General features: G+C 53.4%; 15 protein-coding genes. 5 read left to right on the forward strand and 10 right to left on the reverse strand.

Annotation, left to right across the window (positions count from 1 at the left end; all coding sequences use genetic code 11):
• Nucleotides 1–230 precede the first annotated feature (230 nt).
• Nucleotides 231–974, reverse strand: coding sequence for a copper homeostasis protein CutC (cutC, locus tag MUU46_RS14895; protein WP_258965899.1), 744 nt, complete (start codon nt 972–974; stop codon nt 231–233).
• Between the two features lie 66 nt (nt 975–1,040).
• On the reverse strand, nt 1,041–1,613 hold the full coding sequence (locus tag MUU46_RS14900; protein WP_258965900.1) for a VOC family protein: 573 nt from the start codon (nt 1,611–1,613) through the stop codon (nt 1,041–1,043).
• A gap of 189 nt (nt 1,614–1,802) precedes the next feature.
• On the opposite strand from MUU46_RS14900, the gene argS reads away from it, so the two are divergent.
• Entirely contained in the window at nt 1,803–3,536 is a 1,734-nt protein-coding gene (argS, locus tag MUU46_RS14905) for an arginine--tRNA ligase (protein WP_258965901.1), read from the forward strand.
• 46 nt (nt 3,537–3,582) lie between these two features.
• On the opposite strand, the gene lpxA is transcribed toward argS, so the two are convergent.
• From lpxA to flhB, 6 genes are all read right to left on the reverse strand, one after another.
• On the reverse strand, nt 3,583–4,374 hold the full coding sequence (lpxA, locus tag MUU46_RS14910) for an acyl-ACP--UDP-N-acetylglucosamine O-acyltransferase (protein ID WP_258965902.1): 792 nt from the start codon (nt 4,372–4,374) through the stop codon (nt 3,583–3,585).
• Nucleotides 4,375–4,537: 163 nt separating this feature from the next.
• Complete coding sequence (bglB, locus tag MUU46_RS14915) at nt 4,538–5,677, reverse strand: beta-galactosidase BglB (protein ID WP_159755353.1); 1,140 nt, start codon at nt 5,675–5,677, stop codon at nt 4,538–4,540.
• Between the two features lie 4 nt (nt 5,678–5,681).
• Nucleotides 5,682–7,265, reverse strand: a complete 1,584-nt coding sequence (locus MUU46_RS14920; protein ID WP_159755350.1) for an MFS transporter — start codon at nt 7,263–7,265, stop codon at nt 5,682–5,684.
• Between the two features lie 269 nt (nt 7,266–7,534).
• Nucleotides 7,535–7,927 carry a flagellar protein FlhE gene (flhE, locus tag MUU46_RS14925; RefSeq protein WP_258965903.1) on the reverse strand — a complete coding sequence of 131 codons (393 nt, stop codon included), beginning with the start codon at nt 7,925–7,927 and terminating at the stop codon, nt 7,535–7,537.
• Nucleotides 7,927–10,005, reverse strand: a complete 2,079-nt coding sequence (gene flhA, locus MUU46_RS14930) for a flagellar biosynthesis protein FlhA (protein WP_258965904.1) — start codon at nt 10,003–10,005, stop codon at nt 7,927–7,929. Before flhA ends, flhE begins: the two co-directional genes overlap by 1 nt.
• Nucleotides 9,998–11,152: a flagellar biosynthesis protein FlhB gene (gene flhB / locus MUU46_RS14935; RefSeq protein WP_159755341.1), complete on the reverse strand. Its 1,155-nt coding sequence runs from the start codon at nt 11,150–11,152 to the stop codon at nt 9,998–10,000. Before flhB ends, flhA begins: the two co-directional genes overlap by 8 nt.
• A gap of 498 nt (nt 11,153–11,650) precedes the next feature.
• Between flhB and MUU46_RS14940 the strand changes: the two genes are divergently transcribed.
• The 4 genes from MUU46_RS14940 (at nt 11,651) to MUU46_RS14955 (ending at nt 16,729) form a co-directional block, all read left to right on the forward strand.
• Nucleotides 11,651–12,226 carry a fimbrial protein gene (locus tag MUU46_RS14940; RefSeq protein WP_258965905.1) on the forward strand — a complete coding sequence of 192 codons (576 nt, stop codon included), beginning with the start codon at nt 11,651–11,653 and terminating at the stop codon, nt 12,224–12,226.
• Nucleotides 12,227–12,320: 94 nt separating this feature from the next.
• The gene (locus tag MUU46_RS14945) at nt 12,321–13,022 is read left to right on the forward strand and encodes a fimbrial biogenesis chaperone (protein ID WP_159755335.1); all 702 of its coding nucleotides are present in this window, start codon (nt 12,321–12,323) and stop codon (nt 13,020–13,022) included.
• Nucleotides 13,023–13,085: 63 nt separating this feature from the next.
• The gene (locus MUU46_RS14950) at nt 13,086–15,581 is read left to right on the forward strand and encodes a fimbria/pilus outer membrane usher protein (protein ID WP_258966018.1); all 2,496 of its coding nucleotides are present in this window, start codon (nt 13,086–13,088) and stop codon (nt 15,579–15,581) included.
• A gap of 128 nt (nt 15,582–15,709) precedes the next feature.
• Nucleotides 15,710–16,729, forward strand: coding sequence for a fimbrial protein (locus MUU46_RS14955; RefSeq protein WP_258965906.1), 1,020 nt, complete (start codon nt 15,710–15,712; stop codon nt 16,727–16,729).
• Between the two features lie 44 nt (nt 16,730–16,773).
• Here MUU46_RS14955 and cheZ read toward each other — a convergent pair whose 3' ends face one another.
• Complete coding sequence (cheZ, locus tag MUU46_RS14960) at nt 16,774–17,418, reverse strand: protein phosphatase CheZ (RefSeq protein ID WP_159755329.1); 645 nt, start codon at nt 17,416–17,418, stop codon at nt 16,774–16,776.
• A 10-nt stretch (nt 17,419–17,428) separates the two neighbouring features.
• Nucleotides 17,429–17,818: a chemotaxis response regulator CheY gene (gene cheY / locus MUU46_RS14965; protein ID WP_110512346.1), complete on the reverse strand. Its 390-nt coding sequence runs from the start codon at nt 17,816–17,818 to the stop codon at nt 17,429–17,431.
• Between the last annotated feature and the right edge of the window lie 6 nt (nt 17,819–17,824).

Raw genomic sequence — 17,824 nt, forward strand, 5'->3', positions numbered from 1 at the left:
CCCTTGCAGGTTCAGCGGGGATCAGCCGTCGGCGGCGAAGTCAGTTTGTTTCCGGCAAGCGCGCAGGTCCCGGAGCGTACACATAGTACGTGAGGAGATCGAGCACTTCCCGGGGACAAAATGGCGAGTAAGCCAGGCTGAAAAAGGATAAAAAAAGGCCCCTGTTTAAAAGGCAGGGGCCTGGTACAAATACGCATCACATTGGGCGATATGATGCACGGTAAAAATCGCTATTTGCTGTAACGGTCAACTATCGCCTTCATCTCCGCTACCGATTCGCCATTTACGGCGTATCGTGAGTATTCGTCTGCCGTCGGGTCGGTTGACATCGACAGCCCCGGATTTCGGTATTGCATCACCGAGGGGATCCATTGTCCGGCCGAGCTGTGAAGCTCATTTACGCCTGCATCGAGGAACAATTCCAGGTTGTTCACCCGCACGCCTGCTCCGGCCATAATGATTGGAACATCACCTCGGGCAATTAGTTCCCCAAGAAGTGAAAGACCTTTTTCCGCCGTCTGCTGTTGACCGGATGTCAGAATGCGCGCCACGCCCAGTTCCGCAAGATTATCAAAGGCCTGCTGCGGATTGACGCACATATCAAACGCCCGATGAAACGTAACGGCAAGCGGGCCGGCAGCAGCCATGATTTCGCGCATCCGTGGCATATCGACATTGCCCTTTGCATCGAGAATACCGATAACCAGCCCCGGAAAACCGAGTTCACGCACCGTACGTACATCGTCCAGCATCGCTGCAAATTCACCGTCGGTGTAGCAAAAATCCCCGCCACGCGGGCGAATGATGGGATGTACAGGGATGGTCACCTGCTGGCGCGCCGATTTCAGTACACCTATAGATGGCGTTAAACCGCCTTCCAGCGGCGCGGCACACAGTTCAATTCGGTCAGCGCCTCTTTCCTGCGCCTCACGCGCACATTCCATGCTGTAACAGCACACTTCCAGCAAAGCCATTACCTTCTCCTTTTCGTTCGGGTACGCCATCATGACACAGTCTCAAAACACAGATCCCGAGTAAGCTCACATTGTGCCGTCGCCTGCTTCGCTCGCCACAATTTCTTCGATAGTCCACGGGTGAAATTTAATCGTGACCTTGCCGTCAGTAACCGCCAGCGTCGGATTAGGCAGACGTTCACGCTCACCTTTTGGTGAACTGGTTTTAACGAAAATTCCCGGCTGGCTCAGGCCTTCGTCGGACAGCAGTGCCAGCGCGCGTGCGTTTAAGGTCTCAGGGTCACCCGGCAGTACGATTTCAATATGTTCCCAGCCTTCGTGCGGGTAACGTTTTTCACCCGGCCACGGCAATTCCACCACGCTGAATTGCCAGTGCGCGACGCACACCGGCTCATGCAGTTTGAACAGGCAAATAGGACGACCGTTAATGATGTTTTCCGACAGCAGTTCGCCGCACTGCTCTAACCCACTGCGCCAGCGTTCAGCGGTCGTATTCTGGTGGCAGCGCAGGGAAATATGGTCGGCATTCAGCGGAGCGATGTGCAGGCCCAGACGGTCAGCAAGGTCGGTCAGCGCACGCGTAAAACGCGGCAGATCCGCCTCTATATCCTGTAATGCTTCGATGGTTTTCCAGTTCACGTTTCGCCCTCAGTCCGGTTTTTGCAGGCCGTTAATTTACCCTGTTGACTCCGTACAACCAACTGCTGATTAACGCGCCGCTCCAGGGCTGACGGGCCGCCGCAAATGCAGTATACTGACCGGCTTAATTTGTCCCCATTTCGGCGTTGTTCCGGCACGCGTACAGCGCCATAAACGTAAGGTATTCCGGTGAATATTCAGGCTCTTCTCTCAGAAAAAGTCAGTCAGGCCCTGATTGCGGCAGGTGCGCCTGCCGATTGCGAACCGCAGGTTCGTCAATCAGCAAAAGTACAGTTTGGTGACTATCAGGCCAACGGCGTGATGGCTGTTGCCAAAAAACTGGGCATGGCGCCGCGACAACTCGCAGAGCAGGTTCTGTCTCATCTCAGCCTCGATGGCATCGCCTATAAGGTCGAAATCGCCGGTCCTGGCTTTATCAATATCTTCCTCGACCCGGCGTTTCTGGCGCAGGGCGTGAGCGATGCGCTGAAATCTGACCGTCTCGGCGTAGCGCTGCCAGAAGCGCAAACAATCGTTATCGACTACTCCGCGCCAAACGTGGCAAAAGAGATGCACGTCGGCCACCTGCGTTCCACCATCATTGGTGATGCCGCAGTGCGTACTCAGGAATTCCTGGGTCATAAGGTTATCCGCGCGAACCACGTCGGGGACTGGGGCACTCAGTTCGGGATGCTGATTGCGTATCTGGAAAAACAGCAGCAGGAAAATGCCGGTGAAATGGCGCTGGCGGACCTCGAAGGTTTCTATCGCCAGGCGAAGCAGCATTACGACGAAGACGAAGCTTTCGCAGAGCGCGCGCGTAGCTACGTGGTGAAACTGCAGGGCGGTGATCCGTACTTCCTCGAGATGTGGCGCAAGCTGGTCGACATCACCATGGAACAAAACCAGATTACCTACAACCGTCTGAATGTCACCCTGACCCGCGACGACGTCATGGGTGAAAGTCTGTACAACCCGATGCTGCCGGACATCGTGGCAGACCTGAAAGATCAGGGTCTGGCGACCGAAAGCGAAGGCGCAACCGTGGTGTTCCTTGATGAGTACAAAAACAAGGACGGCGAACCGATGGGCGTCATCATCCAGAAAAAGGATGGCGGCTACCTCTACACCACGACCGATATCGCCTGCGCGAAATACCGTTTCGAAACCCTGTGCGCCGACCGCGTGCTCTATTACATCGACTCCCGTCAGCACCAGCACCTGATGCAGGCGTGGACCATCGTGCGTAAAGCCGGTTACGTGCCTGATTCCGTTCCGCTAGAACACCACATGTTCGGCATGATGCTGGGTAAAGACGGCAAGCCGTTCAAAACCCGCGCAGGTGGCACCGTTAAACTGTCTGACCTGCTGGATGAAGCGCTGGAACGCGCCCGTCGTCTGGTGGCAGAAAAGAATCCGGACATGCCTGCTGACGAGCTGGAAAAGCTGGCCAATAGCGTGGGGATCGGTGCAGTGAAATACGCTGATCTGTCCAAGAACCGTACCACCGACTACGTATTCGACTGGGACAACATGCTGGCGTTTGAAGGCAACACCGCGCCATACATGCAATATGCGTATACCCGCGTGCTGTCCGTGTTCCGCAAAGCCGGTCTGGAAGAGAATGCTATCGTCAATGCACCAGTGGTGATTAATGAAGATCGCGAGTCCCAGCTGGCGGCGCGTCTGCTGCAGTTCGAAGAAACCGTAAACGTCGTTGCTCGTGAAGGCACGCCGCACGTGATGTGTGCCTATCTGTATGACCTCGCGGGCCTATTCTCTGGCTTCTATGAGCACTGCCCAATCCTGAGCGCCGAAAGCGAAGAGATACGCAACAGCCGCCTGAAACTGGCGCTGCTGACCTCGAAGACGCTGAAGCTGGGTCTGGATATGCTCGGGATTGAAACCGTCGAGCGTATGTAATCACAAAAGGCTCGTCACTCTCGGTGACGGGCCTCTTCAACTCGCCTTAACGTATAATTCCCCGCGCAGAACGCGCAAAGAACCTGTCATAAAGCCCAATCACCGGGAAATCACTTTCCAGTATTTTTAATGACTTTTTCACTTCATCTATGGCAAGCGCCTGCTTGTAGACACGCTGATACAGCTCATGAATGAGACTCTGCTGTTCTTTATTTAACGCCTGGAACAGGCTGGATGCTTCATTCACGCCCAGCGGAACCGCATGATTTCCGCCCGCTATCACGAACGGCGGCACATCCTGAACGACGCCGGTCTGGTCAAGGATCCTGGCGCCACTGCCCAGCAGACAGAACTGATGGATGGCACACATGAAGCCAACCTGAGCATCATCATCAAGTACAACGTGCCCGGCAAGCCCGCTATTGTCGCCAATCATTGTCCCATTACCGACCACGCAATCGTGGCCGATATGCACGCCGTTGAGAAACCGATTGTCATTACCAATGACGGTGGTGCTTAGCCCCTGCACAGTCCCACGATGAATCGTGGCATTCTTGCCTATCTGATTCCGATCGCCGATAACGACAGTCGTGGGCTCATTCGCGTATTTAAGGTCCTGATTGGTTTCACCAATGGAAGAGTACTGGCCAAACGTATTGTCGCAACCAATCGTGGTCAGACCGTTAATCACCGAAAAGCCCCCAACAACGGAACCTTCACCTATCACGACGCCTGCAGAAATTACACAAAACGGACCAATGCTGACGTACGCACCGATAACAGCCCCGGGCTCCACCAGACTGCTGGCAGCGATACGGGACAAGGGAGAAATGGACAAAAGGTGATCCTGGTGGGGGGCAAGCAACAGTGCGGAGCATAATGAATTGTGCGGCACTTTACGTCATTTATTTAATATTAAATTTGAACGGGTTTGCCATGAATGTTGGCAGGGTTGATTTAGCTGGAGTTAACAGGCCTGGTCCCCAGGCCTGTCGGTACAATTAAAAGTATTTGCGCAAATATTCCGTTAAGCAGAGGATCGCCATCGCCTGGCCGTAGGGCATGGAGGTCAGCGGAATTTGGCGATAGAACTCCAGATTACTGCCCATGCCGGTGCCAAACGATGTTTGCAGCAGCTCCCCTTCCGGCGAGATATTTGCCACAATGCCCTGAATCGCTTTCTCTGCCACTTCTGCGTATTCCGCAGAAACGTAGCGTTTGCGCACGGCTTTCAGAATACCGTAGGCAAACCCGGCGGTTGCCGAGGCTTCCAGATAAGAGTGCGGATCATCCAGCAGCGTGTGCCACAGACCGCTATCGTCCTGACATTTCGCCAACGCGGCAACCTGTGCGTTCAGCACCTGCCCCAGATAACGGCGCACGGCGTTGTTCTCCGGTAAGTCCACCAGCTCGAGGAAATCCGGAATAACGATAGTCAGCCAGCTATTGCCGCGCGCCCAACGGGCATTGGCAAAGTTATGATTGCCTTCGTAACTCCAGCCGTGGAACCACAGTCCGGTCTCACGGTCCATCAGGTTTTGCACATGTAGCAGAAACTGATAAATCGCCTCTTCCACGTATTCAGGCCGGTCGAGCAGCTTGCCGATTTTCGCCAGGGGCATCACGGTCATCATTAGCGTGTCGTCCCACATCTGTTGATGGTTTTCTTCCGCCAGCGTGATGTGCTGCATGCCGCCATGTTCGGTACGCGGCATGTCGTGCATCGCCCACTCCGCCCAGCTTTCGAGCCACGGCAGATATTCCGGGTTACGTGTTTCTTCGTAGCGATACGCCAGGGTCAGGAACGGCGCCATTGTGTTCACATTTTTGGTGGTTGCCCCTTCGGCAAAGCGGTCGGCGAACCAGCCATCAATGATGTCGCGCATTTGCCCATCACCGGTCTGCTGGAAATACTGGTGAATGCCGTACAAACCCACGCCGTGCGTCCACTCCCAGCCCGCCCATCCTTTGGTATCAATCACCCGCCCGTCGTCCAGCCGCAGCAGGAACTCTCCACTCTCATCCTTGATATTGACCAGATTGTGGGTCACTTTCTGGATCAACGCCTTCAGTTCATCCCGGGCGATGAAGCGCTCCGGTTGACACAGTAACGGGCTATGTTTGACAGGCCAGACTTTCATTTGATTAACCTCTGTTATATTTCGAATTCAATAAAGCAGCCTGCTTCAGCGACGGTGCTGCAGGCTTATTGCGATTCAGATAACCGACATTGTTGTTGCCCCACAGGGTGTCGAACGGCATGCCCGCCAGCATTTCCACCGTGGCTTTCGCTTCTGGCGTTGCGGCTTCGGCAAAGGCATGTCCGGACTCACGCATTTTGGCAGTCTCTTCACGCAGGATGCTGTGGGTTTGCAGGTTCAATTTAAAGCGCAGGGAGACCAGGAAACCGCAGATCAGCACCACAACCGTTCCGACGCTTAAGATCATCAGGATGGTGTGATTGACCTGCGCAGTCTGAATTTTCTGCCCGGAGACAAAACCGGAAATCTGCATGATGATCCCAACCAGCATGATGGCTCCGGCCTGAGAGGCTTTGCGCGTCAGGGTCATGATCCCGGCGAAAATCCCCTCTCGGCGCTGGCCGGTGATCACTTCATCCACGTCGGCAATATAGGTGTAGGTATTCCACGGCACATAGTTGATGCCGCCGCGCCCCAGACCTGCCACGGCTGACACCAGCAGCATCAACGACCAGACATCGCTCAGCCCGGCGTAGTACAGAACGGCGTATGAAAGTGCGCTCAGACCAAACAGCACCACCACAATTCGGTATGACGGGGCAGGCCCAAAGCGGATGCACAGCGGCATCATGGCGATCACCGCGATGAACTGGAAACTCGCCATCGTCCCCATCAGGTTTGAAGCAAATGACGCTTCCTGCATCAGCACAAACACCACGTAGTAGGTAAACACCGCGTTAAACACGTCCTGCGCGATGTAGCCCCCGAGGTACATCCCGAGATGTTGGCGGAAAATTTTGATGCGCAGGGTGGAGTTCAGTTCGATGATCAGACGGTTCAGGCTCTGCGCCAGCGACAGCTGTTTTTTCTCTTCTTCAGCACGCAGCGCGGCTTCGCTCCAGTCTTCACGCGGACGCTCCCAGGTGTAGAACCAGACCAGCGTCAGCATTATTGCGCACAGCACTGAGAACACCAGGCTTGCGTAGAAGAAGGAAATCGCGTTGTCCTTACCGAAATGCGTCAGCAAGATACCCGGCAGGAACGAGGCCAGAATCGCCGACATTTGCGCCATCGAAATACGCGCCCCGGAGAATTTGGTTTTCTGTTTGAAGTCGTCGGTCATTTCCGGCACCAGCGTTTCGTACGGCACCAGAATCATGGTGTAGACGATATCAAACAGCAGATAGGTCAGCAGGTAGTACCAGAATCCCATGTCGCCGACCCACATAAAGGAGTAGCTGAACACGCACGGGATGCCGAGCATGATGAAGAATTTGCGGCGACCGAAGCGTTTGCCAAGCCAGGTTGAGCCGAAGTTATCGGTTAAGAAACCCATCAACGGGCTGACGACAGCATCCAGAACCCTCGCCGTCGCGAAGATTAGAGTGGCTTCAATCGGAGAGAGTCCGCAGAAGGTCGTGTAGAAGTATAAAAGCCAGGCAGCGGTGAGCGCGGTGGTTCCTGCGCCAAGAAAATCTCCCGAGCCGTAGGCAAGATAATTTGCTAATCCGATTTTACGTGTTTTCATTGCCGTAAATCCCGTGTTTTTATCAGGAAAGCCCGCCTCATCTGGTACAGAGGATGCCCTTACACGGCTACAGTAGAGTGATGCCGACGGTTAAACCTTTTTGTTTCTGCCAGATACTCATCGGGGATGGCAAAAATGCAAAGAGTCAGACTACGTGCTTCACTGATTTATAAAACAACGTTTTGATTGATTCAAAAGCAGAGGTCAAAATTGAGAGCCTGCCTGCAGAATGCAGACAGGTCAGAGGGTTCAGCAGGACAAGGTTTGCGTTAGCGGTAATTAACAATAACCTGGTTGCTCTGAACATTGAGCGCGGGGATCAGTCGTCCACCACCCGGCACTTCCCAGACGAAACGCAGTGGCTCCGACGCGGGGATATTCTGTAATCCCCACGTATTGCCGCTTTGCCCGTCGAGTTCGACGCAGCGGGTTTGCGAACATAAACGCACCCGTAGCCCGGCGGGGGTTGGGCCAATCAGCGTGTAACGCCACGCAATCATCGTCACCCGTCCGCTGGCCGGTTGCGATGATACGAGCGGCGAGGACGACATGGACTCGCCGCGATGGCTGAGCATCACGCCTCTGCTGCTGGCCTGCCAGGCGCCCTCACCCGCAGCCTGTGCCATCAATGGCAGTGCTAAAAGCCATAATAAATGACGCATTATTTGCCCCCGATGGTCGCGGTCATGCGAATCTGACGGTTGTCCGACAGCTCCAGATTCGACAACACCACTAACTGCGGCAGATTACGACGCAAGAAGCGCGACAACAGCGGGCGCAGGGCATGATTCACCAGCAGCACCGGTGGCGCACCGAGCATTTCCTGACGGGATAGTGCTTCCTGAGTCTGCGCTAACAGTCTGTCAGCCAGACCCGGCTCCAGCCCGCCACCGTTTTGTAATGCCTGTAACAGCAAGCGTTCCAGCGGCGTATCTAACCCAATCACCTGCACTTCGCCATTCCCCGGGAACCACTGCTGCGTTATCGCCCGGCCGAGCGCCACACGCACTACGTTGGTCAGCTCATGCGGATCGGTCTGCACCGGCGCATGTTCTGCCAGCGTTTCAAGAATGGTGCGCATATCGCGAATCGGCACTTTCTCATCAAGCAGATTTTGCAGCACTTTATGCAGCGTGGTCAGATTCACCACGCCCGGCACCAGATCTTCGGTCAGTTTCGGCATTTCTTGCGTGACTCTGTCGAGCAGCTGCTGCGCTTCCTGACGACCAAAGAGCTCAGCCGAGTGCAGGCTTATCAGATGGTTCAGGTGCGTGGCGACCACGGTACTGGCTTCCACCACCGTAAAGCCCTGAATTTGCGCCTGCTCTTTCAGCGCACTCTCAATCCAGATAGCCGCCAGACCAAACGCCGGATCGACCGTCTGCTCACCGGGAAGTGTGCCTGCCGCGGTACCAGGGTTTATCGCCAGCCAGCGGCCCGGATAGGCATCGCCACTGCCGATATCTACGCCTTTTAGCAGAATACGGTAGCGCGCGGGCGGCAAATCCATGTTGTCGCGGATGTGAACCACCGGAGGCAGAAAGCCCATCTCCTGGGCAAATTTCTTGCGAATTGAACGGATGCGGCCCAGTAGTTCACCGTCCTGCTGCGAATCCACCATCGGGATCAGGCGATAACCTACCTCCATTCCCAGAGTATCTTCCAGCTGCACGTCGTTCCACGTCGCTTCGATGGCCTGAGGATTTTCCTGCGCGCGCACCGGCGTCGCTTCCGCTGGCGCCTGCTGTTCACGACCGCGTAACCACCAGGCCAGGCCCAACAGCGCGGCGGTAAACAGCAGGAACACAAAGTTTGGCATTCCCGGCACCAGGCCGAGCAGGCCCAGTACTGCAGCGCTCAGCATCATGACTCGCGGGTTGCTGAACAGCTGGCCCACCATCTGCTCGCCGACATCCTGATCGGTGGCCACGCGGGTGACGATCACGCCCGCTGCGGTGGAAATGACCAGCGCCGGGATCTGCGCCACGAGGCCATCACCGATAGTCAGTAACGTGTAAGATTCAGCGGCCTTATCCAGCGACAAACCGTGCTGCAACACGCCAACTAACAGGCCGCCGATAACGTTAATCACCATGATCAAAATACCGGCGACGGCATCACCGCGCACAAACTTACTCGCACCGTCCATGGAACCGTAGAAGTCCGCTTCCTGGGTCACTTCCGAACGGCGACGTTTGGCATCTTCTTCACCAATCAACCCGGCGTTGAGGTCAGCGTCGATCGCCATTTGTTTGCCCGGCATCCCGTCCAGCACAAATCGCGCGCCCACTTCAGCGATACGCCCCGCACCTTTGGTGATAACCATAAAGTTGATGATAACCAGAATAACGAACACCACGATACCGATGGCAAAGTTACCGCCGACCAGGAAGTGGCCGAAGGCCTCTACCACTTTCCCCGCCGCAGCAGCCCCGGTATGTCCTTCCATCAAAATGATTCGGGTCGACGCGACGTTCAGCGCCAGGCGTAAAAGCGTGGTAAACAGCAAAATCGTCGGGAATGCGGCGAATTCAAGGGTGCGCTGGGTAAACATTGCCACCAGTAGCACCATGATCGACAGCGCGATATTAAAGGTAAACAGCAGGTCGAGGATAAACGCCGGGAGTGGCAGAACCATCATCGACAGGATCAGCAGGATGAGGATCGGCCCGGCGAGGACTTGCCATTGGGTCGATTTGAAGCTTGCGGGCAGACGCAGCATTGCGACTAAATTAGCCATCAGTGTCATTCTCGTTCAAAAAATCCAGTGCTTCAGGCACCGGCAAATTATCAGGTTTCTTCGGCGGCGAACCGCCCGCCAGACGCCAGCGTTTGAGTTGCCAGACCCAGGCCAGAACTTCTGCCACCGCGGCGTACAGCGTGCCGGGGATCTGTTGTCCAATTTCAGCATGGCGGTAGAGCGCTCGGGCCAGCGGCGGAGCCTGTAAAACCGGGATACGATTTTCTTCGCCAAGCTCTCGAATGCGCAGCGCCACCAGGCCCGCGCCCTTCGCCACCACTTTCGGCGCGCTCATTTTGTTTTCTTCGTACTTTAACGCCACCGCATAATGCGTTGGGTTCGTCACAATCACGTCAGCTTTCGGTACATCCGCCATCATGCGACGCCGCGCCGCAGCGCGTTGCATCTGACGAATACGCCCCTTAACGTGCGGGTCACCTTCGCTCTGTTTAAATTCGTCACGAATATCCTGACGGGACATGCGCAATTTTTTGATGTGGCTGAAAATCTGGAAGAAGACGTCAAACCCGACCATCGGGATCACGCCCAGCGCCACCAGTAAGGCGCAAAGTCCAACCAGATTCAGGGCGTTGCCCATCGCCGTCATCGGAGACTCACTGATCAGGCGCATCATGTCCGGCCAATGCACCCACACAAATATTCCGGCGACGCAGCCCACCAGCACCGATTTGAGAATGGCCTTCAGCAATTCTGCGGCCGACTGTGCAGAAAACATCTTTGCAATGCCCGGAAACGGATTCAGCTTATCGAATTTAAAAGCCAGCGATTTCGGACTAAACACCAGACCTCCCAGCATCACCGGGCCGAGGATCGCCACCACCACCACACCGACAATCAGCGGCATCAACGCCAGCATCGCCTGCTTGAGAAGCAAAATGATTTGACCAAGGATAAGGTTGGGATCGTTAACAATGCTGTGGTCAAAATGCAGCCCGGACGACAACAAACCCGCCAGCCTGCGCGCCAGCGATTCCCCGCCGAACCACAGGACACACACACCAACCAGCAAAATCAAAAATGAGGTCAGCTCGCGCGAACGCGGGATCTGCCCATCCTCACGCGCCTTTTCCAGCCGTTGGGGTGTGGGGGCTTCTGTTTTGTCTTCGTTGTCGCTGTCGTCTGACACAATTTGCTTCTGCGATGATTCACGATAAGACGCATTTTGCCCGATCCCGCTTTCACCAATGGGCAGAACAAGCGCGTGAATCAGGGTCTTTTACGCGTTTTGCACGTCTTTATCCATTTCCAGACCTTTCGTCGTGATAAGTATTTATATTTATACAGCGACTGATACTATTGAACCGCGCTAATGTTAAATGCACGGAATACAAGTCGAAATTTGACACATTAAATTCACATTTGATCACCCCAATTTCATTGATGGTCACAAGTGGACATTTAAATATTAAAACACCCGATCCAACCCAATGAAGCCAAAAAAAAACATAACCACAGAAAATATAAAAATGAAAATGATCTATGCAGGCTATATATTAATTCCATTCCTTTCCTGAGCCATGAGGAATATACTTACCCTATTTCTTTATCAACCACAGTAAGATTCAATAAGCTATTCACCGCACCTGATAGAAACAATACGCCACTATTATAAGGACGCCTCGAAATGAGCATCAAAAGGAAATTATTACTCACACTATTTTTAGCTGCTTCAATCGGTAGTGTTAACGCAGATGAAATGAATGCAGGAGTGGTTCACTTTACCGGGGAAATTATCGATCCGACCTGCGTCATTGATGGTAATGATGGGAAAGATAACAATGTCCCTTTAGGTACCTACCCTAGTAGTTTATTCCAGAATCCTGGCGACGAATCATCACTGATCCCTTTTACTATTTCCCTCAAAGATTGCCCGGTACAATCGACCGGGTTAATCAACATCCAGCTCACATTTGAAGGAACCACAGTCCCAACCAGTAATGCTGATTTACTCGCTGTCAGCACCATCACAACCGGCGGCACAACAGCAGCCACGAATGTGGCCATCGCCGTGAGTTCCATTAACGCCATAACCACGCTGATTAAAATGGATGGTTCTGAGGATCAACTCCTGGTTCGACTGCCAACAATTTCTGGCGATGCCGTCTCCGCTGATCTTGTCGCACGTTACCGGGCGGTTGCCGTGCCTGTGACAGCTGGCCCCGCCGATGCAGATATGACCGTCAATATTCTTTATCGCTAATGTCTTTTATGTGTTTTTTACATCTCAAATGAAAATAGTCACCAACTGCTGACCCATGATACCTGTGGGTCATATTGTATATTAGGGAAAATTCATGCCTGTTCCATTACCGATTATTGTATTAATTTTCCTGACCATGAACGCTATCAATACGGGGTTTGCTGCCGGTGGTATCCAAATTGGCCGGACACGGGTCATTTATGATGCCAGCAAGAAAGAAGTCGCACTGCCTGTCATCAATAAAGAAAATGAACTTCCGTGGTTAGTTCAGTCATGGGTTGATACGGGCGATGGAAAAACCCGTGGACCTTTTATCGTCACCCCACCTCTTTTTCGTCTGAATGCACAACGCGAACAAAGTCTGCGTATCATCTGGTCGGGTGCAGTTATGCAGGAGGATCGTGAGTCACTTTATTACATTAATGTGCGAACCATTCCTGGTAGTGATACGAAAGATGAGAATAAAAATGTGCTAAGGCTCATCTATAAAACTCGCCTGAAGTTATTTTTTCGTCCTAAAGATTTAGAAGGGGAACCCGGAGAAGCCTGCGCGCAACTGCAGTTCACGCTTAATGGCGACGACTTGCAAGTCAAAAATCCTTCCCGCTATTACATCGTGTTCGATTCACTGTATTTCGGTAACAAACAAATTCGCCACGCCGACATGATTGCACCTTTGGCCGGGACATCATTCCCTCTCCCCGTTAAAACAGAAGGCCATAACATTACCTGGCGCTGCATTACTGATTACGGCAATGCGTCCGACAAGTACAGCGATCCGCTGCCGAAGGGATAAGACATGTTGATGGATAAAACAGGGAACAAGAGACTATGCGTGTCGCTCAGGAAGCACTTTGTGATGCTCCATTCCCTGGGAGGATTGCTGTTGCTGGTAGCAGAACCACTGTATGCGCGCGATTTTTATTTTTCCCCCAACTCACTGGAAGGCGGCGCGAATACTTCACAGGTTACCGATCTGTCCATCTTCTCCAATCCGAAGGCGCAAATGCCGGGTAAATACCTTTCTTACATCCGCCTGAATCAGCAACCTGTTGACGAAACCCAGATCATCTACACCAGTGGCGCAGACGGTGCTTTGCACGCACAGTTGACTCCGCTAATGCTCCGTCAATGGGGTGTGAAGGTCGATGACTATCCGGAGATGGCGGCGCTCCCACAGGACCAACCGTTTTCTCTGCCCATTGGACACTATATTCCTTCGGCGCAGGCGGATTTCGATTTTGCCAGCCAGACCTTAAAATTGAGTCTGCCCCAACGGGCGGTGAGACAGGTCAGCGCCGGTTATATCGACCCTTCACGTTGGGATGACGGCATCCCCGTGCTGTTTAGCGATTATGCCTTCAGCGCGCGTGAAAACCATGGTGGTGATACCCGAAGCGATAACAGCCAGTATCTGAATTTACGCAGTGGTATGAACCTCGGGGGTTGGCAATTACGCAACTACTCGACATGGAACAACACGGGTGAAGAAAACGCGTGGCAGACGATCGGCACCTGGTTACAGCATGATATTCAACAACTTAAAGCACAGTTCACCGCTGGGGAAAACAGTACCCGGGGCGAAGTATTCGACAGCATCCAGTATCGCGGTATCAATATCATCTCCGATGAAGAAATGCTCCCGATCGGTGAACGTGGTTTTGCACCGGTTATCCGCGGTGTTGCCATGTCAAATGCCCAGGTCACAGTTAAACAAAATGGCTATGTCATTTATCAGTCCAATGTTGCCCCTGGCGCGTTTGAAATCACTGACCTGTATGCCTCTACGAACAGTGGCGACCTGGAAGTCAGTGTCAAAGAAGCCGATGGAACAGAACATCTGTTTACCCAACCCTTCTCCAGCGTCGCGTTAATGCAGCGGCCGCATCATCTGCGTTTCGAGACCACCGTGGGACGCTATCGTGCGGACAGCGGTAGCGATGATAAAGAACCCTCATTTTTTCAGGGTAGCGCCATTTATGGCGTCAACAATAGGCTAACCATCTACGGCGGAACAACCCTGGCGGAGGAGTATCTCTCCGGCGTCACGGGGGTGGGGGTTAATCTGGGTCAGTTCGGTAGTATTTCAGCCGATGTCACGATGGCACAAGCGCAGAGTCTTGACGGTGAAACCTACCGTGGCCAGTCATGGCGATTACTCTACACTTCCAGCATTGAAGCGACCAACACCCATTTCACGCTCGCGAGCTACCGCTATTCAACAAGCGGATATTACTCTTTTGCTGACGCCAACCATCTCAATCACGAAGACGATAACGACTGGCGTGACGATTATAACAAGCGTAATCGGCTCCAGATGAGCATCAGTCAGCCTTTTGAAAATGGCAGTTTCTATATTAATGGTTATCAGCAGGACTACTGGGGAACCCACCGAAAAGAGCGCAGCATTACTGCTGGTAGCAGCTATCAATATGCCGGGATTAGCTACCATCTCAATCTGAGCTGGAACGATACCCAGGATGATGACAGCGACAGAATGATCTCGTTCGGGGTAAGCATTCCTCTCAGCCGCTGGCTCCCTGACAGCTGGGTGAGCTACAACATCAGCAACACTAAAAATGGCGCGACGGCGCAAAACCTCGGATTGAATGGCACATTATTGGAAGATCGCAGCCTCAGCTACGGACTCCAGCAAAGTCACAGTAACGAATCCCCGCAAAACAGCAGCAGTCTTTACAGCACATGGCGGGCACCGTTCAGCAATCTGAGCGGTGGATATTACACCTCGTCAGACGGCTCACGCCAATACAGCTATGGTGCCAGCGGTGCGGTTGTCATCCATCCTCACGGTGTCACTTTGTCACAACCCCTGGGAGATCAATTTGCCATTATTGATACCGACGGTACTGCTGGCCTGCAATTCCAGAACCAGCGAGGTATACGGACAGACATGTGGGGAAATGCGGTCATTCCTTCGCTGACCGCCTACCAGGAGAATCGCATCGGTCTCGATACCACTCAGCTTCCGAATGACGTGGACAGCAGTGATACCGCCCTGATCGTTGTGCCATCACGTAATGCTGCTGTACGCGCTCATTTTTCCGCCCGTACTGGCTATCGAATGCTGATCACCCTGACCCGACCAGAGGGTAAAGAGGTGCCTTTTGGCGCAATGGCCAGCTCCGCCGACGGCGAACTGAACGGCATTGTTGATGATAACGGCGTGCTGTATCTGAGCGGTGTGTCGGACAAAACTGTGTTAACGGTTCAGTGGGGTACCGCCCCGGATGACCGTTGCAGCACCAGTATTGATTTTATTTCTCTCAGCGACAGCCAACAAGCCGCCCCTGTCAAAATGTTAACCGCCCTCTGTCGTCCGGGAGGACTACAATGACTCTCACTTTTTCTGCCTTTTACCCCATCAGGCGTTCATTGCTGATTGTCGTGTTAATGCTATCTCCATGGCGTGTCCATGCCGCTACCGTTTTACGAAACTGTTTCGCGGCACCCGGAGACTATCAGGTGTCATTAATCCATGACCTGGTCGCCAGTAACAATAGTGCAGGCACTGTATTCACGCCCTCCGGACATCTGGTTGGCAATGGCGCCGCCATCAATGCACAGTGTGATTGTCCGGGTACAATGTCGGCCTCAACCACCGTAATGGGCTACGTATTCGCCAGCACGTCGTTGTCCGCCGGTGTGCCAGGTTATGGCTATTTGACCGACAAAATAGATATCGATATTGATGCCTACACCAACGCCATTAACTCCCCTGACGGCGGTGGCCTGTTCCAGATAGCCCTGAATAACTACCCCTCGACCTCGCCGGTCAGCAAATCCGAAGCAATTACGTCTAACGAGTCCACTGAAACGGTATGCAGTCCGACCACGCAACCCGTTGTTGGCATTGCCGTTCGCCAGTTTAAATGGAACGTTATCGCCGCCCGTCTTTATATCAAAGTACCGATTCTGGGACAGGAGACTATTCCCTCTACGCTCGTCGTGCAAAGTTCGGCCTGCCTTTACTACGGTAGCGGAATGTGCGTCTATGGCGATGCACAACCGGTCGCCAATGTCTGGCTATCAGGGGCACTGAGTGCACCGTTGAGCTGCACCATTAATGCCGGAAGTGTTATCGAGGTTGATTTTGGTAGCCTTGTCAGTACACATTTCCGCGCCCAGGGGAGACCTCCAGACGGGTTTACCCTTAAAAATGTCGATATATCGTTTCATTGCGATGATGCCGCGGTCAGCAACTACGACAAAATTAAGCTGACGCTGACTGCCGATCAAGGGGTCAGCGATCCTGGTGAGGGATTAATCGCGAAAATGCTCGGCAGGGATGATATTGGCGTCAGAATGTATGACACCAATACGAACAACATTCGGCTTGATGGCAGCATGGATTTTCCCATTATTCTCGACGCTTCAGGGAACGGCATCATCAAATTTCAGGCTGCACCAGTGGCGACCAGCGGCAATAAACCCACCCCAGGAAAATTCGAAGGGAACGTAACAGTGAAAATGGATATTCGCTAAACAGTGCTTGAAAACTACGATGGCCCGTTGCAGGCCATCGTCGATTAAAAACCTAAACTGTCGAGCAAGTCATCCACCTGATCCTGACTGGCAACCACGCCAGCCTTGCTGGTATCAACCTGCGGACCATTAAGCAGACTGTCACTTTCACGTTTCTGTCGGGTTGATGCATCCGGCATATTTTCCAGCAGTACCATCAGCAGCTGGCGTTCTATCTCCTGGATAACATCCATCATCCGCTTGATTACCTGCCCGGTCAGATCCTGGAAATCCTGCGCCATCATGATTTCCAACAGTTGGGCATTGGTGAAGCTGGTGTGTTTCGGTACGTCTGATAAATAGCTGCGGGTGTCGGTCACCAGCTCACGCGCATCGCTCAGTTCGATAGGATTTTCAAACCACTGATCCCATCGGCCTGACAATGCTTTGGCTTCTTTTTCCATCTGGTTCTGGTGTGGCTGCGATAGCTCGACGCAGTTCAGCGCGCGCTCTGCTGCCTGTGCCGTCATCTGCACGACGTAATCGAGACGGTCACGGGCATCGGGAATGGCTTCTGCCGCTTCGGCAATCGCCTGATCCAGGCCGAGCTCACGCAAACTGTCGCGCAGCATACGGGTAAGACTGCCGATCCGGGCGATAATATCGCCCGCTGAATGCTCGTCAGTCGGTTTCACGGGGTGTTGGGTCATCGTCATCGCCTCACATACCGAGCTTTTCGAAGATTTTGTTCAGCTTCTCCTCGAGGATAGCCGCCGTAAACGGTTTGACGACATATCCACTGGCCCCGGCCTGCGCGGCGGCGATAATGTTCTCTTTCTTCGCTTCCGCCGTGACCATCAGCACCGGCAATGCTGACATAGCGCCATCACCGCGAATGGTTTTCAGCAGGTCCAGCCCGTCCATGTTCGGCATATTCCAGTCTGAAATCACGAAACCATATCCACCCGTCTGAAGTTTATTCAGCGCATCCACGCCATCTTCTGCTTCTTCAACGTTGTTGAAACCCAGCTCTTTCAGCAGGTTACGCACGATGCGACGCATGGTGGAAAAGTCATCCACAACCAGAAACTTAAGCTCTTTATCCGCCATTTAACT

This window comes from Scandinavium tedordense (genome assembly GCF_024764965.1).
GTDB classification, from domain to species: Bacteria; Pseudomonadota; Gammaproteobacteria; order Enterobacterales; family Enterobacteriaceae; genus Scandinavium; species Scandinavium tedordense.

Excerpts from the sequence above, each read along its gene's own strand:
- MUU46_RS14945 (WP_159755335.1), top strand. The coding sequence starts at position 12,321 with ATGCCTGTTCCATTACCGATTATTGTATTAATTTTCCTGACCATGAAC.
- cheY (WP_110512346.1), bottom strand. The coding sequence starts at position 17,818 with ATGGCGGATAAAGAGCTTAAGTTTCTGGTTGTGGATGACTTTTCCACC.
- cutC (WP_258965899.1), bottom strand. The coding sequence starts at position 974 with ATGGCTTTGCTGGAAGTGTGCTGTTACAGCATGGAATGTGCGCGTGAG.
- MUU46_RS14940 (WP_258965905.1), top strand. The coding sequence starts at position 11,651 with ATGAGCATCAAAAGGAAATTATTACTCACACTATTTTTAGCTGCTTCA.
- cheZ (WP_159755329.1), bottom strand. The coding sequence starts at position 17,418 with ATGACCCAACACCCCGTGAAACCGACTGACGAGCATTCAGCGGGCGAT.
- MUU46_RS14920 (WP_159755350.1), bottom strand. The coding sequence starts at position 7,265 with ATGAAAACACGTAAAATCGGATTAGCAAATTATCTTGCCTACGGCTCG.
- bglB (WP_159755353.1), bottom strand. The coding sequence starts at position 5,677 with ATGAAAGTCTGGCCTGTCAAACATAGCCCGTTACTGTGTCAACCGGAG.
- flhA (WP_258965904.1), bottom strand. The coding sequence starts at position 10,005 with ATGGCTAATTTAGTCGCAATGCTGCGTCTGCCCGCAAGCTTCAAATCG.
- flhE (WP_258965903.1), bottom strand. The coding sequence starts at position 7,927 with ATGCGTCATTTATTATGGCTTTTAGCACTGCCATTGATGGCACAGGCT.
- MUU46_RS14950 (WP_258966018.1), top strand. The coding sequence starts at position 13,086 with ATGCTCCATTCCCTGGGAGGATTGCTGTTGCTGGTAGCAGAACCACTG.